At 37.2% G+C, this 25,443-nt stretch carries 19 protein-coding genes; 7 read left to right on the top strand and 12 right to left on the bottom strand.

From position 1 onward, the window contains the following. Window positions 1-307 precede the first annotated feature (307 nt). Both BTR_RS06515 and ppx read left to right on the top strand, forming a co-directional pair. Entirely contained in the window at window positions 308-2,488 is a 2,181-nt protein-coding gene (locus BTR_RS06515; RefSeq protein WP_012231904.1) for an RNA degradosome polyphosphate kinase, read from the top strand. 6 nt (window positions 2,489-2,494) lie between these two features. After that, a complete protein-coding gene (gene ppx, locus BTR_RS06510) occupies window positions 2,495-4,012 on the top strand; it encodes an exopolyphosphatase (RefSeq protein ID WP_012231903.1) in 1,518 nt (505 codons plus the stop codon). A gap of 482 nt (window positions 4,013-4,494) precedes the next feature. Here ppx and rnd read toward each other — a convergent pair whose 3' ends face one another. Continuing rightward, window positions 4,495-5,649, bottom strand: a complete 1,155-nt coding sequence (rnd, locus tag BTR_RS06505) for a ribonuclease D (RefSeq protein WP_012231902.1) — start codon at window positions 5,647-5,649, stop codon at window positions 4,495-4,497. A gap of 132 nt (window positions 5,650-5,781) precedes the next feature. Here rnd and aspS point away from each other — a divergent pair, with 132 nt between their 5' ends. Further along, on the top strand, window positions 5,782-7,575 hold the full coding sequence (gene aspS, locus BTR_RS06500) for an aspartate--tRNA ligase (RefSeq protein ID WP_012231901.1): 1,794 nt from the start codon (window positions 5,782-5,784) through the stop codon (window positions 7,573-7,575). Between the two features lie 1,046 nt (window positions 7,576-8,621). Further along, window positions 8,622-10,871, top strand: coding sequence for a DNA topoisomerase IV subunit A (gene parC / locus BTR_RS06495; RefSeq protein ID WP_012231900.1), 2,250 nt, complete (start codon window positions 8,622-8,624; stop codon window positions 10,869-10,871). A 552-nt stretch (window positions 10,872-11,423) separates the two neighbouring features. On the opposite strand, the gene BTR_RS06490 is transcribed toward parC, so the two are convergent. The 10 genes from BTR_RS06490 to rpe all read right to left on the bottom strand — a co-directional run bounded on the left by BTR_RS06490 (window position 11,424) and on the right by rpe (window position 20,543). Beyond that, window positions 11,424-12,680 carry a multidrug effflux MFS transporter gene (locus BTR_RS06490; RefSeq protein ID WP_012231899.1) on the bottom strand — a complete coding sequence of 419 codons (1,257 nt, stop codon included), beginning with the start codon at window positions 12,678-12,680 and terminating at the stop codon, window positions 11,424-11,426. A 71-nt stretch (window positions 12,681-12,751) separates the two neighbouring features. Then, window positions 12,752-13,084 carry a Grx4 family monothiol glutaredoxin gene (gene grxD, locus BTR_RS06485; protein WP_012231898.1) on the bottom strand — a complete coding sequence of 111 codons (333 nt, stop codon included), beginning with the start codon at window positions 13,082-13,084 and terminating at the stop codon, window positions 12,752-12,754. Between the two features lie 97 nt (window positions 13,085-13,181). After that, window positions 13,182-13,415 (bottom strand): BolA/IbaG family iron-sulfur metabolism protein, encoded by a 234-nt coding sequence (locus tag BTR_RS06480; protein WP_012231897.1) that lies wholly within the window; start codon window positions 13,413-13,415, stop codon window positions 13,182-13,184. A gap of 60 nt (window positions 13,416-13,475) precedes the next feature. Further along, on the bottom strand, window positions 13,476-15,686 hold the full coding sequence (gene purL, locus BTR_RS06475) for a phosphoribosylformylglycinamidine synthase subunit PurL (RefSeq protein ID WP_012231896.1): 2,211 nt from the start codon (window positions 15,684-15,686) through the stop codon (window positions 13,476-13,478). A gap of 294 nt (window positions 15,687-15,980) precedes the next feature. Continuing rightward, window positions 15,981-16,652 carry a phosphoribosylformylglycinamidine synthase subunit PurQ gene (gene purQ, locus BTR_RS06470; RefSeq protein WP_012231895.1) on the bottom strand — a complete coding sequence of 224 codons (672 nt, stop codon included), beginning with the start codon at window positions 16,650-16,652 and terminating at the stop codon, window positions 15,981-15,983. 11 nt (window positions 16,653-16,663) lie between these two features. Then, window positions 16,664-16,903 (bottom strand): phosphoribosylformylglycinamidine synthase subunit PurS, encoded by a 240-nt coding sequence (gene purS / locus BTR_RS06465; RefSeq protein WP_012231894.1) that lies wholly within the window; start codon window positions 16,901-16,903, stop codon window positions 16,664-16,666. 96 nt (window positions 16,904-16,999) lie between these two features. Then, window positions 17,000-17,764 (bottom strand): phosphoribosylaminoimidazolesuccinocarboxamide synthase, encoded by a 765-nt coding sequence (gene purC, locus BTR_RS06460; RefSeq protein ID WP_012231893.1) that lies wholly within the window; start codon window positions 17,762-17,764, stop codon window positions 17,000-17,002. A gap of 172 nt (window positions 17,765-17,936) precedes the next feature. Beyond that, complete coding sequence (locus tag BTR_RS06455) at window positions 17,937-18,485, bottom strand: RBBP9/YdeN family alpha/beta hydrolase (RefSeq protein WP_012231892.1); 549 nt, start codon at window positions 18,483-18,485, stop codon at window positions 17,937-17,939. 58 nt (window positions 18,486-18,543) lie between these two features. After that, window positions 18,544-19,857 (bottom strand): adenylosuccinate lyase, encoded by a 1,314-nt coding sequence (purB, locus tag BTR_RS06450; protein ID WP_038473662.1) that lies wholly within the window; start codon window positions 19,855-19,857, stop codon window positions 18,544-18,546. Beyond that, a complete protein-coding gene (gene rpe, locus BTR_RS06445) occupies window positions 19,857-20,543 on the bottom strand; it encodes a ribulose-phosphate 3-epimerase (protein WP_012231890.1) in 687 nt (228 codons plus the stop codon). The genes purB and rpe overlap by 1 nt, the downstream gene beginning before the upstream one ends. A gap of 145 nt (window positions 20,544-20,688) precedes the next feature. Here rpe and BTR_RS06440 point away from each other — a divergent pair, with 145 nt between their 5' ends. Then, window positions 20,689-21,222: a flavin reductase gene (locus tag BTR_RS06440; protein ID WP_038474611.1), complete on the top strand. Its 534-nt coding sequence runs from the start codon at window positions 20,689-20,691 to the stop codon at window positions 21,220-21,222. A 317-nt stretch (window positions 21,223-21,539) separates the two neighbouring features. Continuing rightward, window positions 21,540-21,956 carry an RNA polymerase-binding protein DksA gene (gene dksA, locus BTR_RS06435; protein WP_012231888.1) on the top strand — a complete coding sequence of 139 codons (417 nt, stop codon included), beginning with the start codon at window positions 21,540-21,542 and terminating at the stop codon, window positions 21,954-21,956. 51 nt (window positions 21,957-22,007) lie between these two features. On the opposite strand, the gene BTR_RS06430 is transcribed toward dksA, so the two are convergent. Continuing rightward, window positions 22,008-22,484 carry a flagellar biosynthetic protein FliO gene (locus tag BTR_RS06430; protein WP_012231887.1) on the bottom strand — a complete coding sequence of 159 codons (477 nt, stop codon included), beginning with the start codon at window positions 22,482-22,484 and terminating at the stop codon, window positions 22,008-22,010. Window positions 22,485-22,696: 212 nt separating this feature from the next. Here BTR_RS06430 and BTR_RS06425 point away from each other — a divergent pair, with 212 nt between their 5' ends. Beyond that, window positions 22,697-25,243: a response regulator gene (locus BTR_RS06425; protein WP_012231886.1), complete on the top strand. Its 2,547-nt coding sequence runs from the start codon at window positions 22,697-22,699 to the stop codon at window positions 25,241-25,243. The last annotated feature ends 200 nt before the right edge of the window (window positions 25,244-25,443 follow it).

The following is a 25,443-nucleotide window of genomic DNA, read 5'->3' as shown; positions in this document are numbered from 1 at the left end:
ATAAATTATTTCATCAGCTGTGATGAGGCTCTTCTATTTTATATGTGCGAGTTTGTAATAATGCTTATCATAATGCAAGATGCTTTTTAAGACAAAGTGCTCTTCTTTTATGCTATATGGAATAATCGTCATGTTTTTAGCACTTTGCAGAGGGAACTTGTTTCTAAGTATTTTTAAATATTCAATGGAAAGATGATAATAAAAATTAGACATGATGTATTATGAGGATGATAACATATTATAGAATATTATGTGAGGTGTTTCTTCAAGGATTTTAGAAAGTATAAAAGAATATTAATGAGAATATATGGAACAGAGGGTGGCAGATAAAATTTCTATATCGGATATAACAATGGAAAATCCGGCACGGTTTATTAATCGAGAGTTTTCATGGCTACAATTTAATAATCGTGTTTTGATGGAAGCAGCTAATTCGAAACATCCTTTATTAGAGCGGCTACAATTTCTTTCGATTTCAGCAACAAATCTTGATGAGTTTTTTATGGTTCGTGTTGCTGGTCTTGCAGCTCAAATTCGTGCTCATGTTACAACGTGCAGTGCAGATGGGTATACCCCACAGGAACAATTTGATATTGTGCTCACTGAGATTTCAAAATTGCAGGCTCATCAACTCCAGGAATTGAATGTTTTACGTTATGAATTAAAAAAGAATAATATTGAAATTATTTGTTCTGATGATCTTTCAGAAATCGAAAAATCATGGCTTGAAAAATATTTTCTTGATAAAATGTTTCCTGTTCTAAAACCTTTACCTGTTGATTCTACGCACCCTTTTCCTTTTATCCCTAATTTAGGGCTTTCTTTGGCACTTCAATTATCTGAAGAGGCAGACCAACATGTACGTACCGTGTTATTGCCCATTTCAAAGCTTTTGAGGCGTTTTATTCTTCTTCCTCAGGAGGGCAAACATTTTCGTTTTATTGCATCTGAAGATGTTATTTATCTTTTTATCAAATATTTGTTTCCTTACGATGAGGTTAATGGAATTGGTACATTTAGAGTGATTCGGGATAGCGATATTGAAGTAGAAGAAGAAGCTGAGGATCTTGTTCATTTTTTTGAAAAGGCTCTTAAAAGACGGCGGCGTGGGCAGGTTATTCGCGTTGAATTTGACGCAAAAATGCCAGAGAATTTACGCCAATTTATAGCAAATTGTCTTGCTGTTCCTGATAACTGTATTAATGTTCTTGATGGATTTTTGGCACTTAATATGGTTTCAGAAATTGTTTCTATTCCCCGTGATGATCTCAAATTTATACCTTATATTCCTCGTGTTCCGGAATCTATTCGTAAACATCATGGGGATTGTTTTGCGGCTATTCGTGAAAATGATTTCGTGATTCATCACCCTTATGAGACATTTGATGTTGTTGTCCAATTTTTACGTCAAGCTGCTTGCGATCCTGATGTTGTGGAAATCAAACAAACACTTTATCGTACATCAAATGATAGCCCAATTGTTCGTGCTTTGATTGAAGCTGCTAAACAAGGAAAGTCTGTGACTGCTTTGGTAGAACTTAAAGCACGTTTTGATGAGGAAGCTAATATTCGCTGGGCACGGGATCTTGAATCTGCTGGGGTTCAAGTTATTTTTGGTTTTATTACCTTAAAAACACATGCTAAGATGTCTTTGGTTGTGAGACGTGAAGGAAAACGTCTTTGTTCTTATGTTCATCTTGGAACAGGAAACTATCATCCCGTTAACGCTAAAACTTATACGGATCTTTCTTTTTTTTCCACGGATGACGATATCGCTCATGATGTTGCGTTATTGTTCAATTATATTGCGCAATATGAGCGTCCACATGAAACAATGAAGATTGCTTTTTCGCCCTTAACATTGCGTGGTCGTATTTTAGAGCATATTGAAGGAGAAATTGCTCATGCACAACGAGGACAGTTTGCTGCTATTTGGATAAAAGTGAATGCATTGGTTGATCCTGAAATTATTGATGCTTTATATCGTGCTAGCCAAGCAGGGGTACAGATTGATTTGGTTGTGCGAGGGATATGTTGTTTACGTCCTCGTATTCCAAGAGTTTCGGATAATATTCGTGTAAAATCAATTGTAGGGCGTTTTCTTGAACATAGTCGTATTTTTTGTTTTGGGAATGGGCAAGATTTGCCTAATGAAAATGCACTTGTTTATATAGGCTCTGCTGATATGATGCCTCGTAATCTAGATTACCGTATTGAAATATTGGTTCCAGTTTTTAATAAAATGGTGCGACAGCAGATTCTTTTACAAATTATGCCCGCTAATCTCATTGATAATCAACAAAGCTTTGATATACTTATGGATGGAACATCGAGACGTATCACACCGCAGATGGGTGAAAGCCCGTTTAATGCGCAGGAGTATTTTATGGCCAATACAGGTTTTGCGGGGAGAAGTAAGTCTTTTGAATCTTCCATTTCACGCTTGGGTGCATTGTATCGGCAACAAGCTGAAATGCATAAAGACTGAAATCCAATGACATATAGAGATGCTCAAGGTCGGCTAAAAGGGCGTAAGCCTGTTGCTGTTATTGATATTGGATCAAATTCTGTTCGATTGGTGATTTATGAGGGGCTTGTTCGCTCACCAACGGTTTTGTTTAATGAAAAAATTCTTTGTGGTCTCGGTCATGGTGTGGCAAAAACGGGATTTTTAGAAGAAAAATCGATGAAAATGGCGTTGCAAACGTTGAAACGGTTTCGTACGCTTTGTCAACAGATTGGAGCAGATGAAGTCTATACTTTAGCAACGGCAGCAGCACGAGATGCAAAAAATGGCGTAGCATTTATTCAAAGTGCTGAAGATATTTTACAAAGTAAAATATATCTTCTTTCAGGAAGTGAAGAAGCTATGTATTCAGCCTATGGGGTTGTTTCTACTTTTTATCAACCAAAGGGTATTTCTGGGGATCTTGGGGGTGGAAGTCTCGAATTGATTGATATTGATCATTCTAATGTCGGTGAAGGGATAACGCTTCCATTAGGTGGTTTACGGCTACAGTATGTGTCAAATAATGATAGTGCTGTTGCTGCAAAAATTGTACATGAACAATTTTATCAATCTTCTGTTACACGTACGCGTAAAGGTAGGGCACGTAATTTTTATGCCGTAGGGGGGACATGGCGTAATTTGGCAAAACTCCATATGGCAATGAAACACTATCGGCTCCCTGTTATGCATGGCTATGAAGTTGAATCCGCTGAAATGGAGAACTTTTTACGTCTTGTAGCAAGCGGCAATATTGATAATATGAGAGGGATTGCGGCGGTTTCACAGAATCGTCGGAAACTTTTATCGTATGGGGCAATTGTCCTTATTGAACTCATTCAGTGTATGGAGTTTGAAAAGATCATTTTTTCTGGTGCTGGTGTTCGTGAAGGTTTTCTTTATTCACGCTTGCCGCAGGCGATACAACTTTCAGACCCTCTCATTGCGGCGTGCACAGAAATGGCTATTTTACGGGCACGTTCACCAAAACAAGCAGAAGAACTTATTGATTTTACGAAGAATAGCTTTGAAGTTTTTGGAATTTCAGAAACTGAAAATGAGTGCCGTTATCGTCAAGCGGCTTGTCTTCTTGCAGATATTGGTTGGCGTATACATCCAGATTATCGAGGCAATGAAGCAGCCAATCAGATAGCATTAGGATCTTATCCAGGAATTTCTCATGAGGGGCGCCTTTATGCAGCGCTTGCTGTTTTTTTTCGCAATACCAGTTTACTGGTTGATAAAGAAACTCTTCCCATTTTTCAATTAGCAACACAAAATATCATTGAAAAAGCACGTATTCTTGGTGAAACAATGCGTATTGCTCATCTGTTTAGCGCTTCTGTTGCAGGAATTTTACCTCATTTATTTTGGCATAAAAAAGCAGATCATATTGTTTTGCAGATCCCAAAGAATTATTCTGGATTATTGGGAGAACGTCCTCTTGGACGATTAAAGAAGTTATCAAAATTAATAAAACAACCTCTTTCTTTTGAAATTTCTTGATTTTTCTTTCTCATTTATTCGCGTTTCATATTTTAAAAGGTTAGATATTTTAGTTTCTATGCTCGTTCATTTTTAATGATTGGATTGCAATTTCGATAAGGATTTTTTTATTATAATAGGGTGATATAATACATCATCTTTCAGTGCTTTTCTATTATGCTAAGGCGCTTTCATTATAAGATTTTTTTAAAAAACTTTTATAAGAAGCTATCTATTTTTCAAATTTATCAGCCGCAGACTTTATTTATCCTATTTGCTTTGTTCTATAGCGCATACCAATTGATATAGTAGTGTAATGGATTTTTAAAAATGAAAATGTTTTAAATTTACTCAGAGGTTCTTTTACATTATTTCAAATAAAATTGATGTAATAAGATGCCGTTGCAAAATTTTTTTCTTTTAATTTTCTACTCATTTTGACATAAAATAAATTTCTTTTTAGAAGATCTTATGGAAATCTCAGAATATGTGAGAAATGTAAATTAAAGCTGTTTTGTGCTTATCTTCCCATCGTTAAAGTAAAATCCTATCTGTCCCTTTAGCAGTTGTTCAGCTTTTTGACCAAATATTTCATAGCGCCAACCATTCATAGCGGGGATATTTTTCTTTATTCCTCCATTGGCGATTTTTTCTAAATCATTAGATGTTGCAATAATTTTAGGGGCAATACTGTTTTCGTTTGCAACAAGTTTTAGTAATACTTTGAGTAGATCGATAGCAGCGGCTGTTGTATCGTTGAGTGGGTTATGTTTAGGAATAGGGGGTAAAGTAGAAAGATCGACCTCTAAGCCTTCGTGGACAGCCTTGATTAATGATGGCGCAATTGAGCGTTTATCCCAATTTTTATTAAGACTGCGCAACCGTTTTAACGCAGATTCATCTTTTGGTTGTTGGATTGCTATTTCTATAAGACATTCATCTTTCATGAGATGGCGACGTGGCATATTGTATTTTCGTGCTTCACGTTCACGCCAAGCAGCTATTTTTTGTAATACCGCAAGTTCACGCGGTTTTTTAACTTTTCCTTTCACTTTTTTCCATGCTTCATCTTCCGGCATATCATAGGTTTTAGGATTTAAGAGGATGGTGACTTCATCATCCATCCAATGAGTCCGTTGATTTTTTTCTAACCTTTTTTTCAAGAGGAGGTAAACATCTCTTAAATAGGTTACATCGGCAAGGGCGTAGAGCAGTTGTTTTTCAGACAGGGGGCGACAACTCCAATCTGTAAAGCGAGAGGATTTATCAAGATGATGCCCCGTGCAGTGTTGTACAATTTGATCATAGGAGATCGAATCACCAAATCCGCAAATTGATCCTGCTATTTGTGTGTCGAAGAGAGGGGAAGGAATAACGCCTCCAAGATAATAAATTGTTTCAATATCTTGGCGGGCAGAGTGAAAAACTTTGACAATTTTTTTATCGATCATAAGATCAAAAAATGGTTGTAAATCAATATCTGGTGCTATGGGATCAATCAGAACTGTAACGTCTGGTGATGCGAGTTGGATTAAACACAGTTGAGGCCAAAAAGTTGTTTCGCGGATAAACTCAGTATCGACTGTTACAAAATCAGAGTTACGTAAAGCGTTCAGTGCAATTTCAAGATCTGTTGTTTGTGTAATAAGATTCATCATTCTATTATAATTCGATATATTAAATTTGTCTTTTATTGACTTTATTTTCGCGTTTTTATTCTCATATCTTGACAAATGGTACTTAAAAAGCGTTTGTAGCGCATGTGAATATTATAATCAAAGGCAAAAAACATGCACCGTTATCGCAGTCATCATTGCGCGGCTCTTCGTAAATGTGATGTAGGAACAAAAGTTCGTCTTTCGGGATGGGTTCATCGTGTTCGTGATCATGGAGGAATTCTTTTTGTGGACTTGCGTGATCATTTTGGAATCACACAAATTGTTGCGGACCCTGCTTCGCCGGCTTTTAAAGTTATTGAAAAAGTGCGTTCTGAATGGGTTATTCGTGTGGATGGGGAGGTATGTGCTCGTTCTGATGAGGTTATTAATGCAACGCTTCCAACAGGTGAGATTGAAATTTTTGTACAAGAGGTAGAAATTCTTTCAAAATCTGAAGAGCTTCCTTTACCGGTTTTTGGTGAGCCTGATTATCCAGAAGATATCCGATTAAAATATCGTTTTCTTGATTTGCGTCGGGAGACTATGCACAAAAATATCATGCGTCGGACTGAAATTATTGCGGCTATGAGACGGGCTATGCAAAATAATGGTTTTACGGAATTTTCAACGCCGCTTTTAACAGCCTCATCGCCGGAAGGTGCACGTGATTTTTTGGTTCCAAGTCGTGTTCATCAGGGAAAATTTTATGCATTACCGCAAGCACCACAGCAATATAAACAGTTGTTGATGATGTCAGGCTTTGATCGTTATTTTCAAATTGCGCCATGTTTTAGAGATGAAGATCCACGCGCCGACCGTCTTCCTGGTGAATTTTATCAATTAGATGTTGAAATGAGTTTTGTTGAGCAGGAAGATGTTTTAGCAACTATGGAACCCATTATGCGTTCTATTTTTGAAGAATTTGCTAATGGAAAAACTGTGACACAAAACTTTCCTCGCATTTCTTATGATGAAGCAATACAGAAATACGGTTCTGATAAACCTGATCTGCGTAATCCGATCATTATGGAAGATGTTTCTCAGCATTTTTATAACTCTGGTTTCAAAGTTTTTGCTCAAATTTTAGCGGATGATGAGAATGCACAAGTGTGGGCTATTCCGGCTAAAACGGGTGGGAGTCGTGCTTTTTGTGATCGTATGAATGTATGGGCACAAGGTGAGGGGCAACCGGGGCTTGGTTATATTTTCTGGCGCAAAGAAGAAGAAAAATTTGAAGGAGCAGGGCCTATCGCCAAAAATATTGGTGAACAGCGAACTGAAGCGCTTCGTATACAACTTGGACTTGAAAATGGTGATGCTTGTTTTTTTGTGGCTGGAGATCCAAAAAAATTTGCATCTTTTGCTGGAGCAGCCCGTACTCGCGTAGGAGAGGAATTAGACCTTGTCGATAGAGAGTGTTTTTCTTTAGCGTGGATTGTTGATTTTCCATTTTTTGAATGGAATGAAGATGAGAAAAAGATTGATTTTGCACATAATCCTTTTTCCATGCCTCAAGGGGGAGAAAATGCTCTTGAGTGTCAAGATCCTCTTACGCTTAAGGCTTTTCAATATGATCTTGTTTGTAATGGTTATGAGATTGCATCGGGTGGAATTCGTAATCACTTACCAGAAATGATGCTTAAAGTTTTTGAACTTGTAGGGCTTTCTAAGAAAGTTGTGAAAGATCGTTTTGGTGCTCTTTATCGTGCATTCCATTATGGGGCTCCACCCCATGGTGGTATGGCCGCGGGAATTGACCGTATCATTATGCTGTTGCAAGGTGTTAAAAATTTACGTGAAGTTGCTTTATTTCCTATGAATCAACAGGCTCTTGATCTTTTGATGAATGCCCCGTCTGATGTTTCTTCTACACAATTACGGGATTTAGGAATCCGCATGGCTCCTACTCAAAAAAATAGTTCATAAAGTTGATTTGTGGATTTGTACCGTCCTTTCTCTGTAATGTGAGGTTTTAATGTCTCTCAAGGGCATATTTGTTGTTGTGGATTTAGAAAAGCAAAAAATGCTATTGTGTTAACTTCGAGCGGCATTATTTCTAAAGAATATCTCTCAATACAGTCGATTTGTTTTATGATGCTTCGCTCGTGGTGAAAGATATAATTTAAAAGCTTCATGAGTGGTATAAAAGACACATCGTATAGCACAATCTTTATTGAATAAAGCATAAGCTGTCATTCTACCTTCTAGTATGCAAATGGATTCAGTATTTTTATTCCTTGTTTGGATCATCGCTCTCCTCTTTGTGATAAGCAGGGAAATGATTGTGATTGATTTCTCATGAAGTATATAAGGTTTGAATATTTTTTCAGTTTTTCATAGAAAAACTAGATTGAGTTGTTATTATAATTTATCTTCATAATAAAAAATGATTTTTGAAACGTGCTTTTATCATTGCCAAAAAGATGAAAGAGCTCGGTGTGAGCCGTTAAATTATATCGTTGAATTCGGCAAAGTTTTCAATAAGGTTTTCGTTTAGAATAATTTGCATTCAAAATATATTTTCGGGGAAATTGTTATTTTTGGAAAGACTATAAAAATTTATTTCACATCGTTTTTAAAAATTATGTCATGATTCCATTTTACTTAGTTGTATCAACTAATCATAGCATTGTGTTTTAGATTTTTATTTATTTATAAAAATGTTTGTCGCTTTCCTTAACAATGCGAATATTTTCTACTTCTTTTGGTTTATTTTATTTTTTACCTCTTAAAGAGGATATTGAAAGAAGTTTTCGGTAATCTATTAAATATTTTCATATATTGTTTAGGAAAAGAGGAAAGAACATGTATAAATTTTTCAAATTGATATAATTTTCTGTTCATGTTCTAATTACAATGTTTATTTTTATGTTGTTGACTTTTAATAAAAAAGTTTACTCATAAAAATTTTCATTAAGTAAATCCTACACAATAATTTTTTTATTATTGTGGGAATTTTTTGTTCTAATATTATGTCTGATAAAATGAATTTACCTTTTGATAAAGAACATATTGAGCCAATAGAGTTACGTTCTGCTTTACAGGAACGCTATTTGGCTTATGCGCTTTCTACGATTACGCATCGTGCATTGCCTGATGTGCGTGATGGATTGAAACCTGTCCATCGGCGGATTGTTCATGCAATGCGCCTTCTCAAACTGAATCCTGGACAGTCTTATGCAAAATGTGCGCGGATTGTCGGTGATGTCATGGGAAAATTTCATCCTCATGGGGATGCATCTATTTATGATGCTTTGGTACGCTTGGCTCAAAGTTTTGCGGTTCGTTATCCGTTGGTTGATGGACAAGGAAATTTTGGTAATATTGATGGTGATAATGCTGCGGCTATGCGTTATACGGAAGCACGCATGACTGAAGTGGCTGCGTTGTTGCTTGAGGGTATTAATGAAAATGCTATTGATTTTCGTTTGACCTACAATGAAGAAGATGAAGAGCCTGTTGTTCTACCAGGTGCTTTCCCTAATCTTTTAGCCAATGGTTCTTCAGGGATTGCTGTTGGTATGGCAACATCTATTCCTCCCCACAATGTTGCTGAGCTCTGTGATGCAGCGCTGCATTTGATTGCACATCCTGATACGCGTGATGAGGATTTAAATCAATTTGTGCTGGGACCTGATTTTCCAACCGGTGGCATTTTGGTTGAGCCTAAAGAGAGTATTGAGGAATCTTATCGTATAGGGCGGGGTTTTTTTCGATTACGTTCACGTTGGCATCAGGAAACTGGTAGTCGTGGTTCTTACGTGATTGTTGTGACTGAAATTCCCTATCAAGTTCAAAAGTCACGTCTTATTGAAAAAACTGCGGAATTGTTGCTTGCGCGGCGCTTACCAATGCTTGAGGATATTCAAGATGAATCAGCAGAAGATATCCGCATTGTGCTTGTTCCTAAAAATCGGTCGGTTGATCCTGAACTTCTTATGGAATCCCTTTTTAAATTGACTGATTTTGAAGTAAGATTTCCTCTTAATCTTAATGTTCTATCTTTGGGAAAAATACCGAATGTGCTCTCGCTGCGAGAAAGTTTGCAGCAATGGCTTGTACATCGTCAAGAAGTACTTATTCGACGCTCTCATTATCGGCTTGATCAAATTGATTGCCGATTAGAGATTCTTCATGGGTATCTTATTGCCTATTTGAATCTCGATGAGGTTATACAGATTATTCGTGAAGAAGATGAACCCAAAAGGAAGTTGATTAATCGTTTTGAATTAACAGAAAATCAAGCTGAAGCTATTCTTAATATGCGCTTGCGTTCTTTACGGAAGCTTGAAGAATTTGAAATTCGTAAGGAATTTGAAACGCTTAAAGCTGAAAAAGAAAAACTACAGAATTTGTTAGCCTCTCCTATAAAACAATGGAAAATAGTTTCCGAAGAAATTAAAAAAGTTCGCAATACTTTTGGTCCTGAAACGCTCTTAGGGAAAAGACGTACGACGTTTGAAGAAGCGCCAAGACATGATCTTGACGATATTCAACAAGCGATGATTGAAAAAGAACCGGTTACTGTTGTTATTTCTGAAAAGGGGTGGATGCGTGCTTTGAAGGGACATTTAAACGATTACAAAGCGCTTTCTTTTAAAGAAGGAGACAGTTTAAAGTTAGCATTTCCGGCATTTACGACCGACAAGATTGTGCTAATAAGTACTGGTGGAAAGTTTTTCGCACTTGGTGCAAATAGTTTGCCTGGAGGAAGGGGACATGGTGAACCCATTCGTCTTTTAGTTGATATGGATGATGAGCATGATGTTCTTACAGCTTTTGTGCATCATGCAGAAGAAAAATTGCTTTTGGTTTCATCTCAGGGCAATGGCTTTATCGTTCCTGCTGCAGAAGTGATTGCCAACACACGAAAAGGAAAACAAGTGATGAATGTGAAATCTCCTGATAAGGTAAAGCTTTGTGCTCCGGTTCATGGTGATCATGTTGCTGTGGTTGGTGAAAACCGCAAAATGCTTATTTTTTCTATTGAACAAATACCAGAAATGAATCGTGGTAAAGGGGTTCGTTTACAACGTTACAAAGAGGGTGGTATTGTTGATGCTAAAACTTTTAATTTATCAGAAGGTTTAAGTTGGCAAGATACAGCTGAACGAATCTTTAACCGTCAAGCTGATGATCTCATTGAATGGATGGGAATACGTGCGGGGGTTGGGCGTATGGTTCCAAAAGGATTCCCAAAATCAGGCAAATTTACCGATTAAATAACAGAACGTTTTTATTCTAAGCTTATAAAAGCGTAAAGAAAATTTCTTATGTGTTTTTATTATGTGATAACATAATGATTTATAAGGATAATTCAATATCATTTCATCTTAAATGAGAGGGGTTATAATATTCATGGATTTTTTTATTTTAATCTTGTTTATATTGAAACAATCAAAATAATCTGTTTGCTACATCAAAAGAGGGGGGGTGTAGATAGAAATTTATGAAGAGAAAAATTAAAAATATCTTTGCTGAGCTATCTCAAGTGCCAAGGGCTTTTGTAACATTGGGAACGGAGTTTAAATACAATGGGCTTCCATACTTCATAAGTGTGAGGATGATAGAAGTGTTTTTATACATTTTATTTGTTTTACCATTATATTATCCACGGCTACTATCGTGAAATGATTTTATGTTTTGAGAAGTGTATTTTTAAAACCTATACATGAATATGTAACACAAGAGAGTATCGTAGGGGTATTCTGTTTTTGTGATAGGCATACCTTTCTTGTTCAAGAGAGGTGTATTAGCCTTGTTCGTAGTAATATCTATTCGTTAGGATTATGATGATATTGCCTAAAGAGATGACCACGTTCAGCCCATAAGACAAGAACAATGGCAATGAGACTTAGAAAGAAAAATCCTGCTGAGTTTGGGATGGTTGTTTCGTCAAATTGTTGGGCAATAAAAAAGCTCAGTCCTGCACCGATAGATGTTTGAAGAAAGCCCGATACAGAAGAGGCGGTACCAGCAATTTCGCCCAAAGATTCTAGAGCGAGTGTATTGAAATTGGCCATAATGCCCCCGCAGGTAAACATTAATATACAATATAGAGTCATATAAAAAGGAAAAGGGATAACGCCATCTGCTAGGATGGATCCAATAAACCAAATACATGAAGTGGCGCAAAAGAGCAAAAGCATCGTATGGGCAATCCGTCGCATTCCAAGACGTCCGACAAGTTGAGAATTCATAAATGATGAAAAAGCTTGAAATGCGGCACCGATGGCAAATGCTATCGGAAACCAAAAGCCTAAGTTATAAATTCCTTCATAGGTTTGTTGTGATGTATTAACAGCAATAAAAATGCAGCCTAAAATGATGGACGTTGCGAGTGTATAGCAAAGTGTTGTACGGTTTGTAACGACAATCCATAAATTGTGTTTTATGGAAGAAAAAGAAAGAGGGCGTTGTTCATGAAGTGTTTCAGGAAAGCGGAATAGAATCCAAATCATTAGCCCGAAACCAATCATTGCCATGAAAATAAAAATAAATTGCCAATGTCCGAGAAGCAAAATGATCTGTCCTGTTGCGGGACCAATCATAGGTGCAACAAGAAAAACCATCATAACAATAGACATAACCTCTGCCATTTTTCGACCACTGTAGAGATCACGTACGACGGAAACTGTAAGGACCCGCATAGATGCGCCTCCAATGCCTTGCAAAACGCGCAAAATAAGCAGGAGAGAAAAATCCTTTACAAAGGCACAGCCAATCGCCGTAAATGAATAAAAAGCAAGCCCAATAAGTATAAGTTTGCGTCGCCCATATCGATCACTTATTGGACCGAAAAATATTTGAGCAATACCATAGCTAATAAGATAACTCGAAATGATATAATGTTGATCATTCTCGTTGAGAACATTTAAGCCTTCCAAAATATTAGGCATAGCTGGCAACATAATGTCCACAGCTATAGCGTTAATGGCCATGAGTGAAGCAATAAGAATAACAAATTCTTTATAGCCAATTTTTCTCTTAATCGCATCACTATGCGTCTGTTCATCAACTGAATATGACATACGGTATCCTTGAAATAAAAATTTCGTCTGAAAACAGCTCTTTTTAAGAGTCTGAATAAAATGAAAGATACCTATGATTGGTTATAAGGAATATTCTTTTCTTTCAAAAGTTCCTGTAACTCATTGTTTTGAAACATTTCTTTAACAATATCACAGCCTCCAATAAATTCACCTTTGACATAAAGCTGTGGAATTGTTGGCCAATTTGAGTATTCTTTGATCCCTTGACGCAGTTCGTCAGAAGTTAAGATATTAATCCCTTTATAATTTAATCCCAAATAGTCAAGGATTTGAACGACTTGTCCTGAAAAACCACATTGTGGAGCTTCAGGAGTTCCTTTCATGAATAAAATAACGTCGTTTGTTTTAATCTCGTTATCAATAAAATCATGAACAGTGGTCATTTTTATCCCTCGATATTTCAGATTTTTATAAGTGTGTAATTATGTTCGTACTCGTTTTAATCGTATTGAACGAATGAATGCAAGAAGAAAATTTAGACTATTTTGGGATACTTGTTTGCAACATTAAGGCATGAAGGTCATTTCCCATATTGCCTTTAAGGGCATCATAGACCATTTTATGTTGCTGAACGCGGGTTTTACCACGAAAACTTTCAGAAATAACTTCTGCAGCATAATGTTCTCCATCTCCAGCAAGATCACGAATTGTTACAGTAGCATTGGGAATACCTTCACGAATAAGCGTTTCAATTGCATGGGCACTCATTGCCATCACTATTCTCCTATATTGTTCATTTTTTGTAAGAACCGTTTCACGAGAAAGAATAAATTTTTACTCTTCACCCATAAATTTTGGAAACCAGTTCTCATAGGCTTGTATAAGACTTTCTACTGAAAGTGTGAATATCCCATCTATGTTAAGAGAATCTCCCTCAACTTGACCTAGCTCTGTTAAAGAAACGGCATGGGTTTGTGCATATTCTTTAAGATTATTGAGAGCTTCAGGTTTGACGGCTAGAAGATAACGACCTTGGTCTTCTCCAAAAAGTTCTGCATGGTGGGGAGATTTATTGCTTAATTTCGCTTTGATTCCTTTACCTGCTTTAATGACCATTTCTGCAAGTGCAATCGCTAGCCCCCCATCAGAAATGTCATGAGCCGCATGAACAAAACCGTTATGAATGACATCTCGAACAAATTGACCATGTCTTTTTTCAAGTTGCAAATCCACAGGGGGAGGGGCGCCTGCATCAATATTTAAAATGTCACGTGCATAGATTGATTGTCCTAAATGAGAACCGCAATCTCCCACTAAAATAATATGATCTCCATTTTGCATACCACTTATTGTTACCATTTTAGACCAATCACTCAGAAGGCCTACACCAGCAATTGTAGGGGTAGGAAGAATAGCACCCCCATTTGTTTCGTTGTAAAGAGAAACATTGCCTGAAACGATAGGAAAGTCGAGGATTCTGCAAGCTTCTCCTATACCTTTAATCGCAAAAACCAGCTGTCCCATAATTTCAGGTTTTTCAGGGTTGCCAAAATTGAGATTATCTGTCGCAGCCAGTGGTGTTGCACCTGTTGTACTAATATTTCGCCAGCATTCTGCGACAGCCTGTTTTCCTCCCTCATAAGGGTCTGCTTCACAATAGCGTGGTGTTACATCAGAAGAAAAAGCAAGAGCCCGTTTACTCTTATTGCTTATGCGGATAACACCTGCATCACTTCCTGGACAAATGAGGCTATTTCCTTGAATAAGTGTATCATATTGTTCATAAACCCAGCGCCGTGAACTTTGATCAGCAGAATTCAATAAGGTCAGAAGTGCATCACCAAGATTCTCAACTTTTTTGACGTCTTCTGCTTTCAGAAGCGTTTTTTTTACAGGTTCGCTCCAAGGACGGTCATAAACAGGTGCTTCATCACCAAGTTCTTTGATGGGGAGATTAACAACTTCTTCTCCTTGATGAAATACACGGAAACGTAAGTCATCGGTTGTTTTTCCAATAATGGAAAAATGGAGCCCCCACTTATGAAAAATGGCTGCTGCTTGCTTTTCTAGTTCTGGTTTAAGGACCATGAGCATACGCTCTTGGCTTTCAGAAAGCATCATTTCATAGGCTGTCATGTTTTCTTCACGAACGGGAACTGTATCGAGATTAAGTTGTATTCCTAGATTTCCTTTTGCACCCATTTCAACGGCAGAAGAGGTGAGACCTGCAGCCCCCATGTCTTGAATAGCAACCACCGCTCCAAGTTCCATGAGTTCTAAACATGCTTCAAGGAGACATTTTTCTGTAAAAGGGTCACCGACTTGAACAGTTGGGCGTTTTTCACTGATTGAATCATCAAATTCGGCAGAAGCCATTGTTGCGCCACCGACACCATCTCGCCCTGTTTTTGCACCAAGATAAACAACAGGAAGTCCGATACCTTGTGCTTTAGAATAAAAAAGGGCGTCTGTCTTTGCAATACCGGCGACAAAAGCATTAACGAGGATATTACCATTATAACGCTTATCAAAATTGACTTCTCCACCAACCGTTGGAACACCAAAAGAATTGCTGTACCCCCCTATTCCAGAAACAACACCAGAAACAAGATGGCGTGTTCGGGGGTGATCAGGAGCACCAAAACGCAATGCATTCATCGCTGCAACAGGACGAGCGCCCATTGTAAAGACATCACGCAAAATACCACCAACACCTGTCGCCGCCCCTTGATAAGGTTCAATATAAGAAGGATGATTATGACTTTCCATTTTGAAAACAACGCATTGTCCTTCACCAATATCGACAACGCCAGCATTTTCACCAGGCCCTTGAATGACACACTTTCCTTCTGTCGGAAGAGTTTTGAGCCATTTTTTAGAGGATTTATAGGAACAGTGTTCGTTCCACATTGCAGAAAAAATTCCCAATTCAGTAAATGTTGGCTCTCTCCCGATTAACGTTAGGATACGTTGGTATTCATCCTCTTTTAGTCCGTGTTGTGCAATGATCTCTGGGGTAATTGTGATGTTATTGCAAGGATTCATGAGTATTTATCCGTCAAATTAATCGAAATTTAGCATTTTAATTTTTTTAATCTAGCTAGCTTAGATTATAGAAAATTACGTGTTTAATCATTAAAATATTCATAGACCCTAAGCTGAAATTTTGTTCGTTTGGTTGGTTGGGTTTCAAGACCAAAAAACAATCTTAAATAATTATATGTTTAGAAAATAATATCCATTGTTATTTGTATAGAACTTCTGTTTATAAATTTACAACCTAAGAAATGATATAAACTTTTATTTTTATGCTTTTAGAGGATAACCCCTTTTGTGGCATCATCCATTGGTTAATTCTAAAGCACTTTGAAAAAGCAAACGACCGTCAATCCCTCCGTGAGCGGGTTCAATAAAGTTTTCAGGATGGGGCATCATACCAAGAATATTACCGGCTTTATTAACAATACCAGCAATATTTTTTATTGAGCCGTTAGGGTTTGTATTTTCTGCGTAGCGAAAAACAATCTGTTCATTATCTTCCATTTTTTTTAACGTTTCATCGTCAACAAAGTAATTTCCATCGTGATGGGCAACAGGACAACGAATAATTTGTCCTTTAGAATAATATCGAGAAAATTTTGTCCTGGCATTAACGACTTCGAGTTTGATTTCACGACAAACAAATTTTAAAGAAGCGTTACGCATTAAAGTTCCAGGGAGCAATCCAGCTTCCAACAAAATTTGAAATCCATTACAAATACCTATGATTGTAATGCCTTCTTGTGCTTTTTCACGAATAGCTTTTAAGACGGGGGTTCGCGCTCCAATTGCACCACATCTTAAGTAGTCGCCATAAGAAAAACCACCAGGAATAATAATAACATCTACATCTGGAATTGTTGTCTCTGTTTGCCAAATTTTGAGTGGCTCAATTCCTGTTATATGATGCAATGCTGCAATCATATCTCGGTCACGGTTTAATCCAGGAAGTTGAATGATGGCAGTTTTCATGAGTGTTCCACTTAAAGAAGTTCAATAGTATAATTTTCAATGACAGTATTTGCGAGTAATTCTTCACACATCTGTTCAAGTTTTTTCTTTGCTGTTTCAGAAGGTTGATCATCAAGAACAATATCAAAAACTTTTCCTTGACGAATGGAGTGAATACCTTCGAAAGCTAAACTTTTTAAAGCACCGACAATAGCTTCTCCTTGTGGATCAAGGACGCTTTCTCTTAAAGTAACTGTAATGCGTGCTTTCATTTTTTGCTTCCTGTCGTCAAAAGAACCTCTCCTTTGAAGAGGTGTATTTATAGAAGATGGTAATTATTTTACCTTTTTTTACCTTGATGAAGTTTTTTACTTTACCAAGACGGGACCACTTGGTCGTATTGGTTCATTCTCATTCATAATACCAAGGCGTTTGGCAACCTCTTGATAGGCATTAATAAGCCCCCCCATATCACGACGAAAACGATCTTTATCCATTTTTTCTCGTGTTTGCATATCCCATAGTCGTGCAGAATCAGGTGAAATTTCATCGGCAAGAACAATGCGCATTGTTTCATCTTCCCACAGACGACCAAATTCCATTTTAAAATCAATTAATTGGATGTTGACACCGGCAAAAAGCCCAGAAAGAAAATCATTAATACGAATTGAAAGTTGCATAATATCTTCTATTTCTTGTGGGACAGCCCACCCAAAAGCAGTGATATGTTCTTCTGTCACCATGGGATCATCAAGAGAATCATTTTTATAGTAGAACTCAATGATGGATTGCGGGAGTGGGGCTCCTTCTTCTAGTCCTAAACGCTTAGCAAGAGAGCCTGCTGCAACATTGCGAACAACAACTTCCAATGGGATGATTTCCACCGCTTTAATAAGCTGTTCGCGCATATTTATGCGTTTGATAAAATGTGTTGGGATGCCCAAACGTCCAAGATGGCTAAAGATATGTTCCGAAATTCGGTTGTTTAAAACCCCTTTTCCGTCGATAATTTCATGTTTTTTGGCATTAAAGGCTGTGGCATCATCTTTAAAAAATTGAATATAAGTCCCTGGTTCAGGTCCTTCATATAAAATTTTAGCCTTGCCTTCATAAATACGGTGGCGACGATTCATTACGATTCTCTATTTATTTTGAGAGGTTTTAATAATACTGGTAGATGATACTATCCTAATTGATAGAAATTCTCAATGATATTGCTATGATACTTTTATAATTTTTGTCATGATACATCTACCCAAAGGTGGAGAGACAGAGGCAATGAGAAAAAGGATTACCTCTTTTAGGTCAAATTTTTGCAAGAAAGTGAGAGAGGACCATAAGCCCTTCAGGCCAAGGTCCGTGCCCAGATTCTGCATTAATATGCCCAGAATACCCAGCATCAACAAAGAGTGAGCCCCAGTCATTGGCAATTTTTTCTGCGACTGAAAATTGACAAAATTCATCATTACGGCTGGCTATGACAATAGAAGGAAAAGGCAATTTTTGACGATGATAGGGACCAAATGTCATTAAATGTTTGGGACGTATTTTCTCATTGGCAACATCTGGAGGCGCAACAAAGAAAGCACCACAAATTTTTTCTGCATTTTGTACAGTTGCATGAAGTGCAGTAGGAACGCCTAGTGAATGAGCAATAATCATAACAGGCCTTTGAGCTTTTGTGATGGCGGTTTTAACTTCATTAACCCACTCATCACAAACAGGTTTTGACCAATGGGCTTGTTCTATACGCCGGGCTGTCGACAGTTTTTTTTCCCAACGTGTTTGCCAATGATCAGGACCAGATCCTTTGTAGCCAGGAACAATAAGAATATCGAGTTGATTTGCTTTCATGAATTGTTTTCTTTGTTACAATAGGTTTTTGATCATAGATGGAATAGATTTGAGCTTTCTATGTTAATTGTTGTTCAAAAACACGTTTAAAAATCGTATTGATATGTTTGGTGTGGTAAGAAAGATCAAATTTTTCTCGAAGCTCTGCTTCACTTAAAGCTTTGCTAACATCTTTGTCATTGAGCAGTTCTTCTAAAAAATCTTTTCCTTGTTCCCAAACCTTCATCGCATTTCGTTGTACAATCCGATACGAATCTTCACGACTGATTCCTGCTTGTGTGAGTGCTAAAAGTACCCGTTGTGAATGAACAAGACCTCGAAATTTATTGAGATTTTTTTGCATGTTTTCCGGATAGACAATGAGATTTTCAATGACAGATGTGAGGCGAGAAAGAGCAAAATCAAGTGTAATCGTTGCATCAGGACCAATATAACGCTCGACAGATGAGTGAGAAATATCACGTTCATGCCAAAGTGCTACATTTTCCATGGCAGGGAGTGCAAATGCACGGACCATACGGGCTAATCCCGTTAAATTTTCTGTTAAAACTGGATTACGTTTATGAGGCATTGCCGATGAACCTTTTTGCCCTGGTGAGAAATATTCCTCTGCTTCGAGAACTTCTGTTCGCTGTAAATGGCGTATTTCTATCGCGAGCCTTTCAATAGAGGACGCAATAACACCCAGTGTTGCAAAAAACATGGCATGACGATCCCGTGGTATGACTTGAGTGGAAACGGGTTCAGCACGCATCCTCAAGGCTTTTGCGACATGTTCTTCAACGCGTGGATCGATATTGGCAAAAGTTCCTACTGCTCCTGAAATCGCGCAAGTAGAAATTTCTTCACGTGCAGCAAGAAGACGTTTGCGACAACGGGAAAACTCAGCGTATGCGAGAGCGAATTTGACTCCAAATGTTGTTGGTTCAGCATGAATGCCGTGACTCCGCCCAATGGTGATGGTTTCTTTATGTTCAAAAGCACGTCTTTTTAAGGCTTCAAGAAGTTGGTCTATATCCTTGAGCAAAATATCACTCGCACGCATCAATTGAATGCTTAGCGTTGTATCGAGAACATCAGATGATGTCATGCCTTGGTGGATAAAACGTGCTTCTGGTCCAATGAATTCAGCAAGATGGGTTAGAAATGCAATAACATCATGTTTGGTAATGGCTTCAATTTCATCAATACGATTAACATCAAATTCAGCGGCTGCTCCTTTTTCCCAAATGATCTTGGCAGCTTCTTTTGGAATAATCCCCAGTTGAGCAAGGGCATCACAGGCATGGGCTTCAATTTCAAACCAAATACGATATTTCGTTTCAGGAGACCAAATTGTAACCATTTCAGGGCGAGAATAACGTGTGATCATCATTTTTTTCCTTGTTGTGCGAGGATTGCGGCTTGGCGCAATGCATTCATGCGTGTTTTGTAAAGCTCTTTGTTTCCATTTTTATAAATTGCAGAGCCTGCGACAAATACATTTGCACCAGCTTTTGCAGTTATTCCAATTGTATCAACGGTGATTCCACCATCAACTTCAAGATCAATAGGGCGGTTTGCAATCATGCTTTTAATGCGCTTAATTTTATCTTTTATTTCTGGGATAAAATTTTGCCCACCAAAACCAGGATTGACGGTCATAATGAGGATGAGATCCAATTGATCAAGCAAATATTCAAGGACGTGTTCAGGGGTGCTTGGATTGAGTGCAATGCCTGCTTTTTTACCCATTGCTTTGATTGTTTGGAGTGAACGATGAAGATGGGGACTTGCTTCAGCATGAATGGTTATAATATCTGCGCCAGCTTTTGCAAAAGCTTCCAAATAAAGATCAACAGGTTTGATCATCAGGTGGACATCAAATATTGCTTTGGTTAATGGACGCAGAGCTTTGATGACGTCAGGGCCAAAGGTGATGTTAGGAACAAAGTGCCCATCCATAATATCAAGATGAAGCCAATCTGCACCAGCATCAACAACATCTAATATTTCTTGTCCAAGTTTAGAAAAATCAGAAGCCAAGAGTGAAGGTGAAATGAGAAGAGAATGGGGCATAAAAATCTCCTTGATTGGCTGTTTTTATCATGTTGCTGTGTATACACAAATATCTTTTGTGTTATGACGGAACAGAAAAATACGTATTATAGATCTTTGTTATAGAAAGATCGCTTGAAATTTTAAAGTTTTATAAATGAAAGATATGTCGAATCATAAAACATGTTTGGTGCCTAAACTTCAACATAATATTACCGCGTCTTCACAAGAATATCGAGATGCTATGAGCCATTTTGCAGGTGCTGTGCATATTGTGACAACAGATGGCATTAAGGGAAAGCGCGGGGTGACGGTTTCGGCATGCTGTTCTTTATCAGATGATCCTCCAACGCTTCTTGTTTGTCTCATGCGTCATAATCTGAAGAATCACGTATTTATGGAGAATGGAATTTTTTGTGTTAATAGCTTGGCAGGAAAACATCGTCCATTAGCGGATATTTTTTCAGGGCGTTGCAATGTTCCACAAAATGAGCGCTTTGATGTTGCGCAATGGAGAACTTTGCAGACAGGAGCGCCTAGTCTTTCAGATGCTTTAGCATCTTTTGATTGTCGTTTGATTTGTTGGCATGAGCATGCAACCCATTGTGTATTGGTTGGTGAAGTTGTTGCCATCAATCGTAATCACGGAAAAGATGCTTTGATGTATTTGAATCGCGGATATCATACTTTACCTTTATAAAGATTTTTATTTTTTGCATTGGTGAAACGATTTATCGGTGCTTCGTTTAAATTTTAGTGCGCTGAAGAAGGAGGAGAGAGATGGCTCTGATATTTGAGAATTCTCTTCTTTTTAAGCTTCCTCAATACATGAAAAGATGATTTTTTGATGATCTTTGACCAAGAGTCCAACTTGAAATCAAAAAAGATATCAAGACCCAAAAGCGTATTGAGAGAGATATATGTGTGGATTGTTATGAAAAAACATTTTACTCTTGTGCTGTTGGGTATTGCACAATATATAGACCCCACAGAGCAGATGTGGAGGTTTTTTATTGCATGAGCGAAGAGATTGATGGTCAATATCGCCCTAGTGAAGATGAGCCTTTTATGAATGAGCGGCAAAAGGCGTATTTTCGTGCTAAATTGGTTTCTTGGAAGAATGATATCTTAAAAGAAGCACGTGAGACTTTGGAAAATTTGCAGGAAGAGAATGTTGCTCAACCCGATTTAACCGATAGGGCATCTTGTGAAACTGATCGTACAATTGAATTACGTGCTCGTGATCGTCAGAGAAAACTTATTTCAAAAATAGATGCCGCCTTGGAGAGAATTGATAATGGGACATATGGTTTTTGCGAAGAAACTGGCGACCCCATTAGTTTAAAGCGTCTTGAGGCGCGACCGATTGCCGTTTTGTCTTTGGAAGCACAAGAACGTCACGAACGGCGTGAAAAAGTTTATCGTGATGATTAAAGGTTATTAGAACGTAAACAAACGAAGTTCGTAGTGATAAAATTGTATATTTTATTTTGGAGGGGTGGGAATAAACAAAGATGGTTCTTGCCTCCCTTCAATTTCAGCTGTGATTGCTGAATCTTTTATTGCTTGATTGATAAAAGAAGAAGAGCCTTTATCTGGCGTATCGTTTCTCTCTGTAAAGGGGGGAGTGGGATAGGGGTGTATCTCTCTCTTTTGTATTTTGGATATGTTGGTAATATCGGATTCTACAACCACATCTGTTAATCCGCCGATAAGAAGCAAGTGTTCTTTATTATCACAACGGACTAAAACAAGGCGGCGTGTTCGATCTATAGAAATTGCTTCACATAATGCTAATCGTGATAGACTTTTTTTTCTCTTAATGTTGAATTTTTTCGTATTTAAATAGCGTAAAAATAAGATAATTATGGTAATAGCTGTGATTGTTATTACAAAAAACAAAAAACTTATCGTTATATTGGCAGCAGATACACCGATTTGGTCTGATAACCAGATATACATGGTTTTTCTCCCATTTTGGTATGGAAACTATCGTTTTTTATTGAGATAAATTTACAAACATACCCTTAAAAGATTTACTTCAAAGACCAGAAATAAACTCTTTAACATTAAGTGAGCTTTCTTAAAAAGATGATATCATAGTATATATTTTATAACAATGAATATAAAGGAAGTTTCTTGGTATAAGAAACAGCTAATCTAAGGCAAAGAGAATGGATAAAGGTTTTGAAAATAATGAAAGATCAGCATCTTCGTCTTCTGTTCGTCGGGGAGTTGTGATTTTAGGTGTTGTTTTTATCTTAGTTTTCTTTTTCATTGTAGGCATTTTAGATTTTTTTTATCCACAAAGTTATTTGCAAAAGGTGGTGCTGGGATCTTTTTTGATTCTAGCAATTATCGGTGTTGCAACACTCGTTTTAAGTGGAATGGGAATTTTAAGATACCGTGCATTGTGGTTGCATGAAGATTTTGACTTTAGCATCTTTAATAGGAGCGATGATGCAATTGTAATCTCTGATCTTTCTGGTTTTGTTCATTATTCTAATCAAAACTATCAAAAAATTCTGACCTATAAGCCTGAAGGGTCTTGTTATAGGGTTATTGCTGATCTTCCAGGAGCTGGTGCACTTTCCTATCGCTTAAAAGTTGCGGCTTGTAATAATCGTTCAGCGCAAGAAGAGTTAAGAGTAGAGCAACCAATTTTCACCGATTCTACACAAAAAAAATCTGCTTGGTATAATATTTCTGTTCAACCTATTACAAAACAGAAGAAAAAGCTTTTACTTTGGCGTATTAGCGATATTTCGCATTTACAACAAAACCGAGAAGTTTTTTTCTCTAACCTTCAAGAGGCGATTAATCATTTAGATCAAGCTCCTGTTGGTTTTGTATCAGTTAATACACAAGGCACTCTTCTTTATGCCAATGCGGTTTTTGCCGAATGGTTCTCAATTAATTTAGCAAATTTTTCGGTTGGTCAATATCATTTTGATCCATTATTTGAGAGTGTTGGTGCTAAGAGCTCATGGAGTGATATTTGTTTGCAAATCAACAGATATCAAAGTTCAGGTTACTCTTTACCCTATAGTTTTTCACTATGTTTAAATCTACAGACGATTTGTGAGAAAATATTTCATTGTTTTATCTCTGCTTCTTCTCTCTTAGAGGAGGAAGCCATTTATCGTATTGTGATCATTCCACAACAAATACAAAAAGAAAAAGAAGAGGATGATCAATTAAAATTACCTCGTATATTAGGTGAATATTTTGATGCGAGTCCTTTTGCAATAGCCGTGGTGGATCAGAAAGGGCAGTTGGTTCATATGAATAATGCTTTTTCATCACTCACCGAATGTAGGGATAAAACGATCAATTTTTATGATATTATTTCTCGTCGTGATTGTGGGCAGTTAGAGCGTGCCTTTCAGAAAATTGCGACTAATAAAAATTACGTTGTTTCTTTGGAAACTGTTTTAGAAAAGAATGAAGAATGCCATTTACGTCTTCATGTTATGTCTGTTCCACCCTATCATGGTGATGCGCTACAAGATTTGGTCATTATTTCTGTCATTGAAACAACAGAACAAAAAACACTTGAAGATAAAATAATGCAAAGCCAGAAGATGCAAGCTGTTGGACAATTGGCAGGTGGTATTGCTCATGATTTTAATAATGTTTTAACAGCAATTTTAATGTCATGTGATCTTCTTTTAAATACGCATCGTAGTTCTGATCCTGCTCATGCTGATCTCATCAATATTAAAAATAATGCTAATCGTGCTGCTGCTCTTGTACAGCAATTACTCGCTTTTTCTAGAAAGCAAACACTTCGACCTGAAGAGGTTGATTTTACAGAATTTTTATCAGACATTCGCAATCTTATTTTACCACTTTTGGGGAATAATATTCAGTTAAAAATTATCCATGGAAGAGATTTGTGGAACGTTGAAGTCGATCAGGCATCTTTTCAGCGTGTGGTTATGAATTTGGTTATTAATGCGCGTGATGCCATGTTTGATGGCGGTATTGTTACGATTGCGACAAACAATATTACAAAACAACAAAGTGCTGAATTTAATCATCTGGGTTTAGTAATTGGTGAATATGTGCAATTGACTATTTCAGATACAGGGACTGGGATATCTGCTGCTATACAAGAAAAAATGTTTGAGCCATTTTTTACAACAAAAGAAGTTGGAAAAGGAACAGGCCTTGGTTTATCGATGGTTTATGGAATTATCAAGCAAAGCGGTGGGTATATCTATTGTGAAAGTAAAGAAGGAGAAGGGGCAACATTTCATATTTTTCTGCCCCGTTATATCCCAGATATAAAAGAGGTTTCTCAAAAGATTGAAAAAGATGAAGAGAAAGATAAAAATATAGATCTAACAGGGTCTGCTACTGTTTTATTGGTTGAAGATGAGGATGCGGTCAGAATGGGGGGGGTAAGGGCTCTTCAAATGAGAGGATATACGGTTTTAGAGGCGGCAAGTGGAGTGGAAGCTCTTTCTGTTCTTGAAGAAAAAAAAGGAGCTGTTGATATTATTGTTTCCGATGTGGTGATGCCAGAAATGGATGGGCCCACTTTATTGAAGGAAGTCCGTAAAAAATATCCTGATATCAAATTTCTTTTCGTCTCTGGATATGCAAAAGATGCTTTTGCTAAGAATCTTCCACAAGATGCTGTTTTTGGTTTTTTATCTAAACCTTTTACACTCAAACAGTTAGCTCTAACAGTTAAAGAAACACTTTCATCATGATGCAAAAATTAATGCAATAGAAAAATTGCGTATTTTAAAATGTTTTAAGGGAAATACGAGAGTATTTTGATTCAGTAGAGCTCGTGGTAATATCCGGAAAACTTAAATAAGCAAGAACAATTTGGAAATTTAAATAATAAAAAAAATTACGTATTCTATGCAAAAATTTATGAAGAAATAGACTTTATCCTGCCAACATG

Origin of the sequence: Bartonella tribocorum CIP 105476 (assembly GCF_000196435.1) — a bacterium.
In the GTDB taxonomy this organism is placed as follows: Bacteria; Pseudomonadota; Alphaproteobacteria; order Rhizobiales; family Rhizobiaceae; genus Bartonella; species Bartonella tribocorum.
This window is presented reverse-complemented; position numbering and strand designations above follow the sequence as displayed.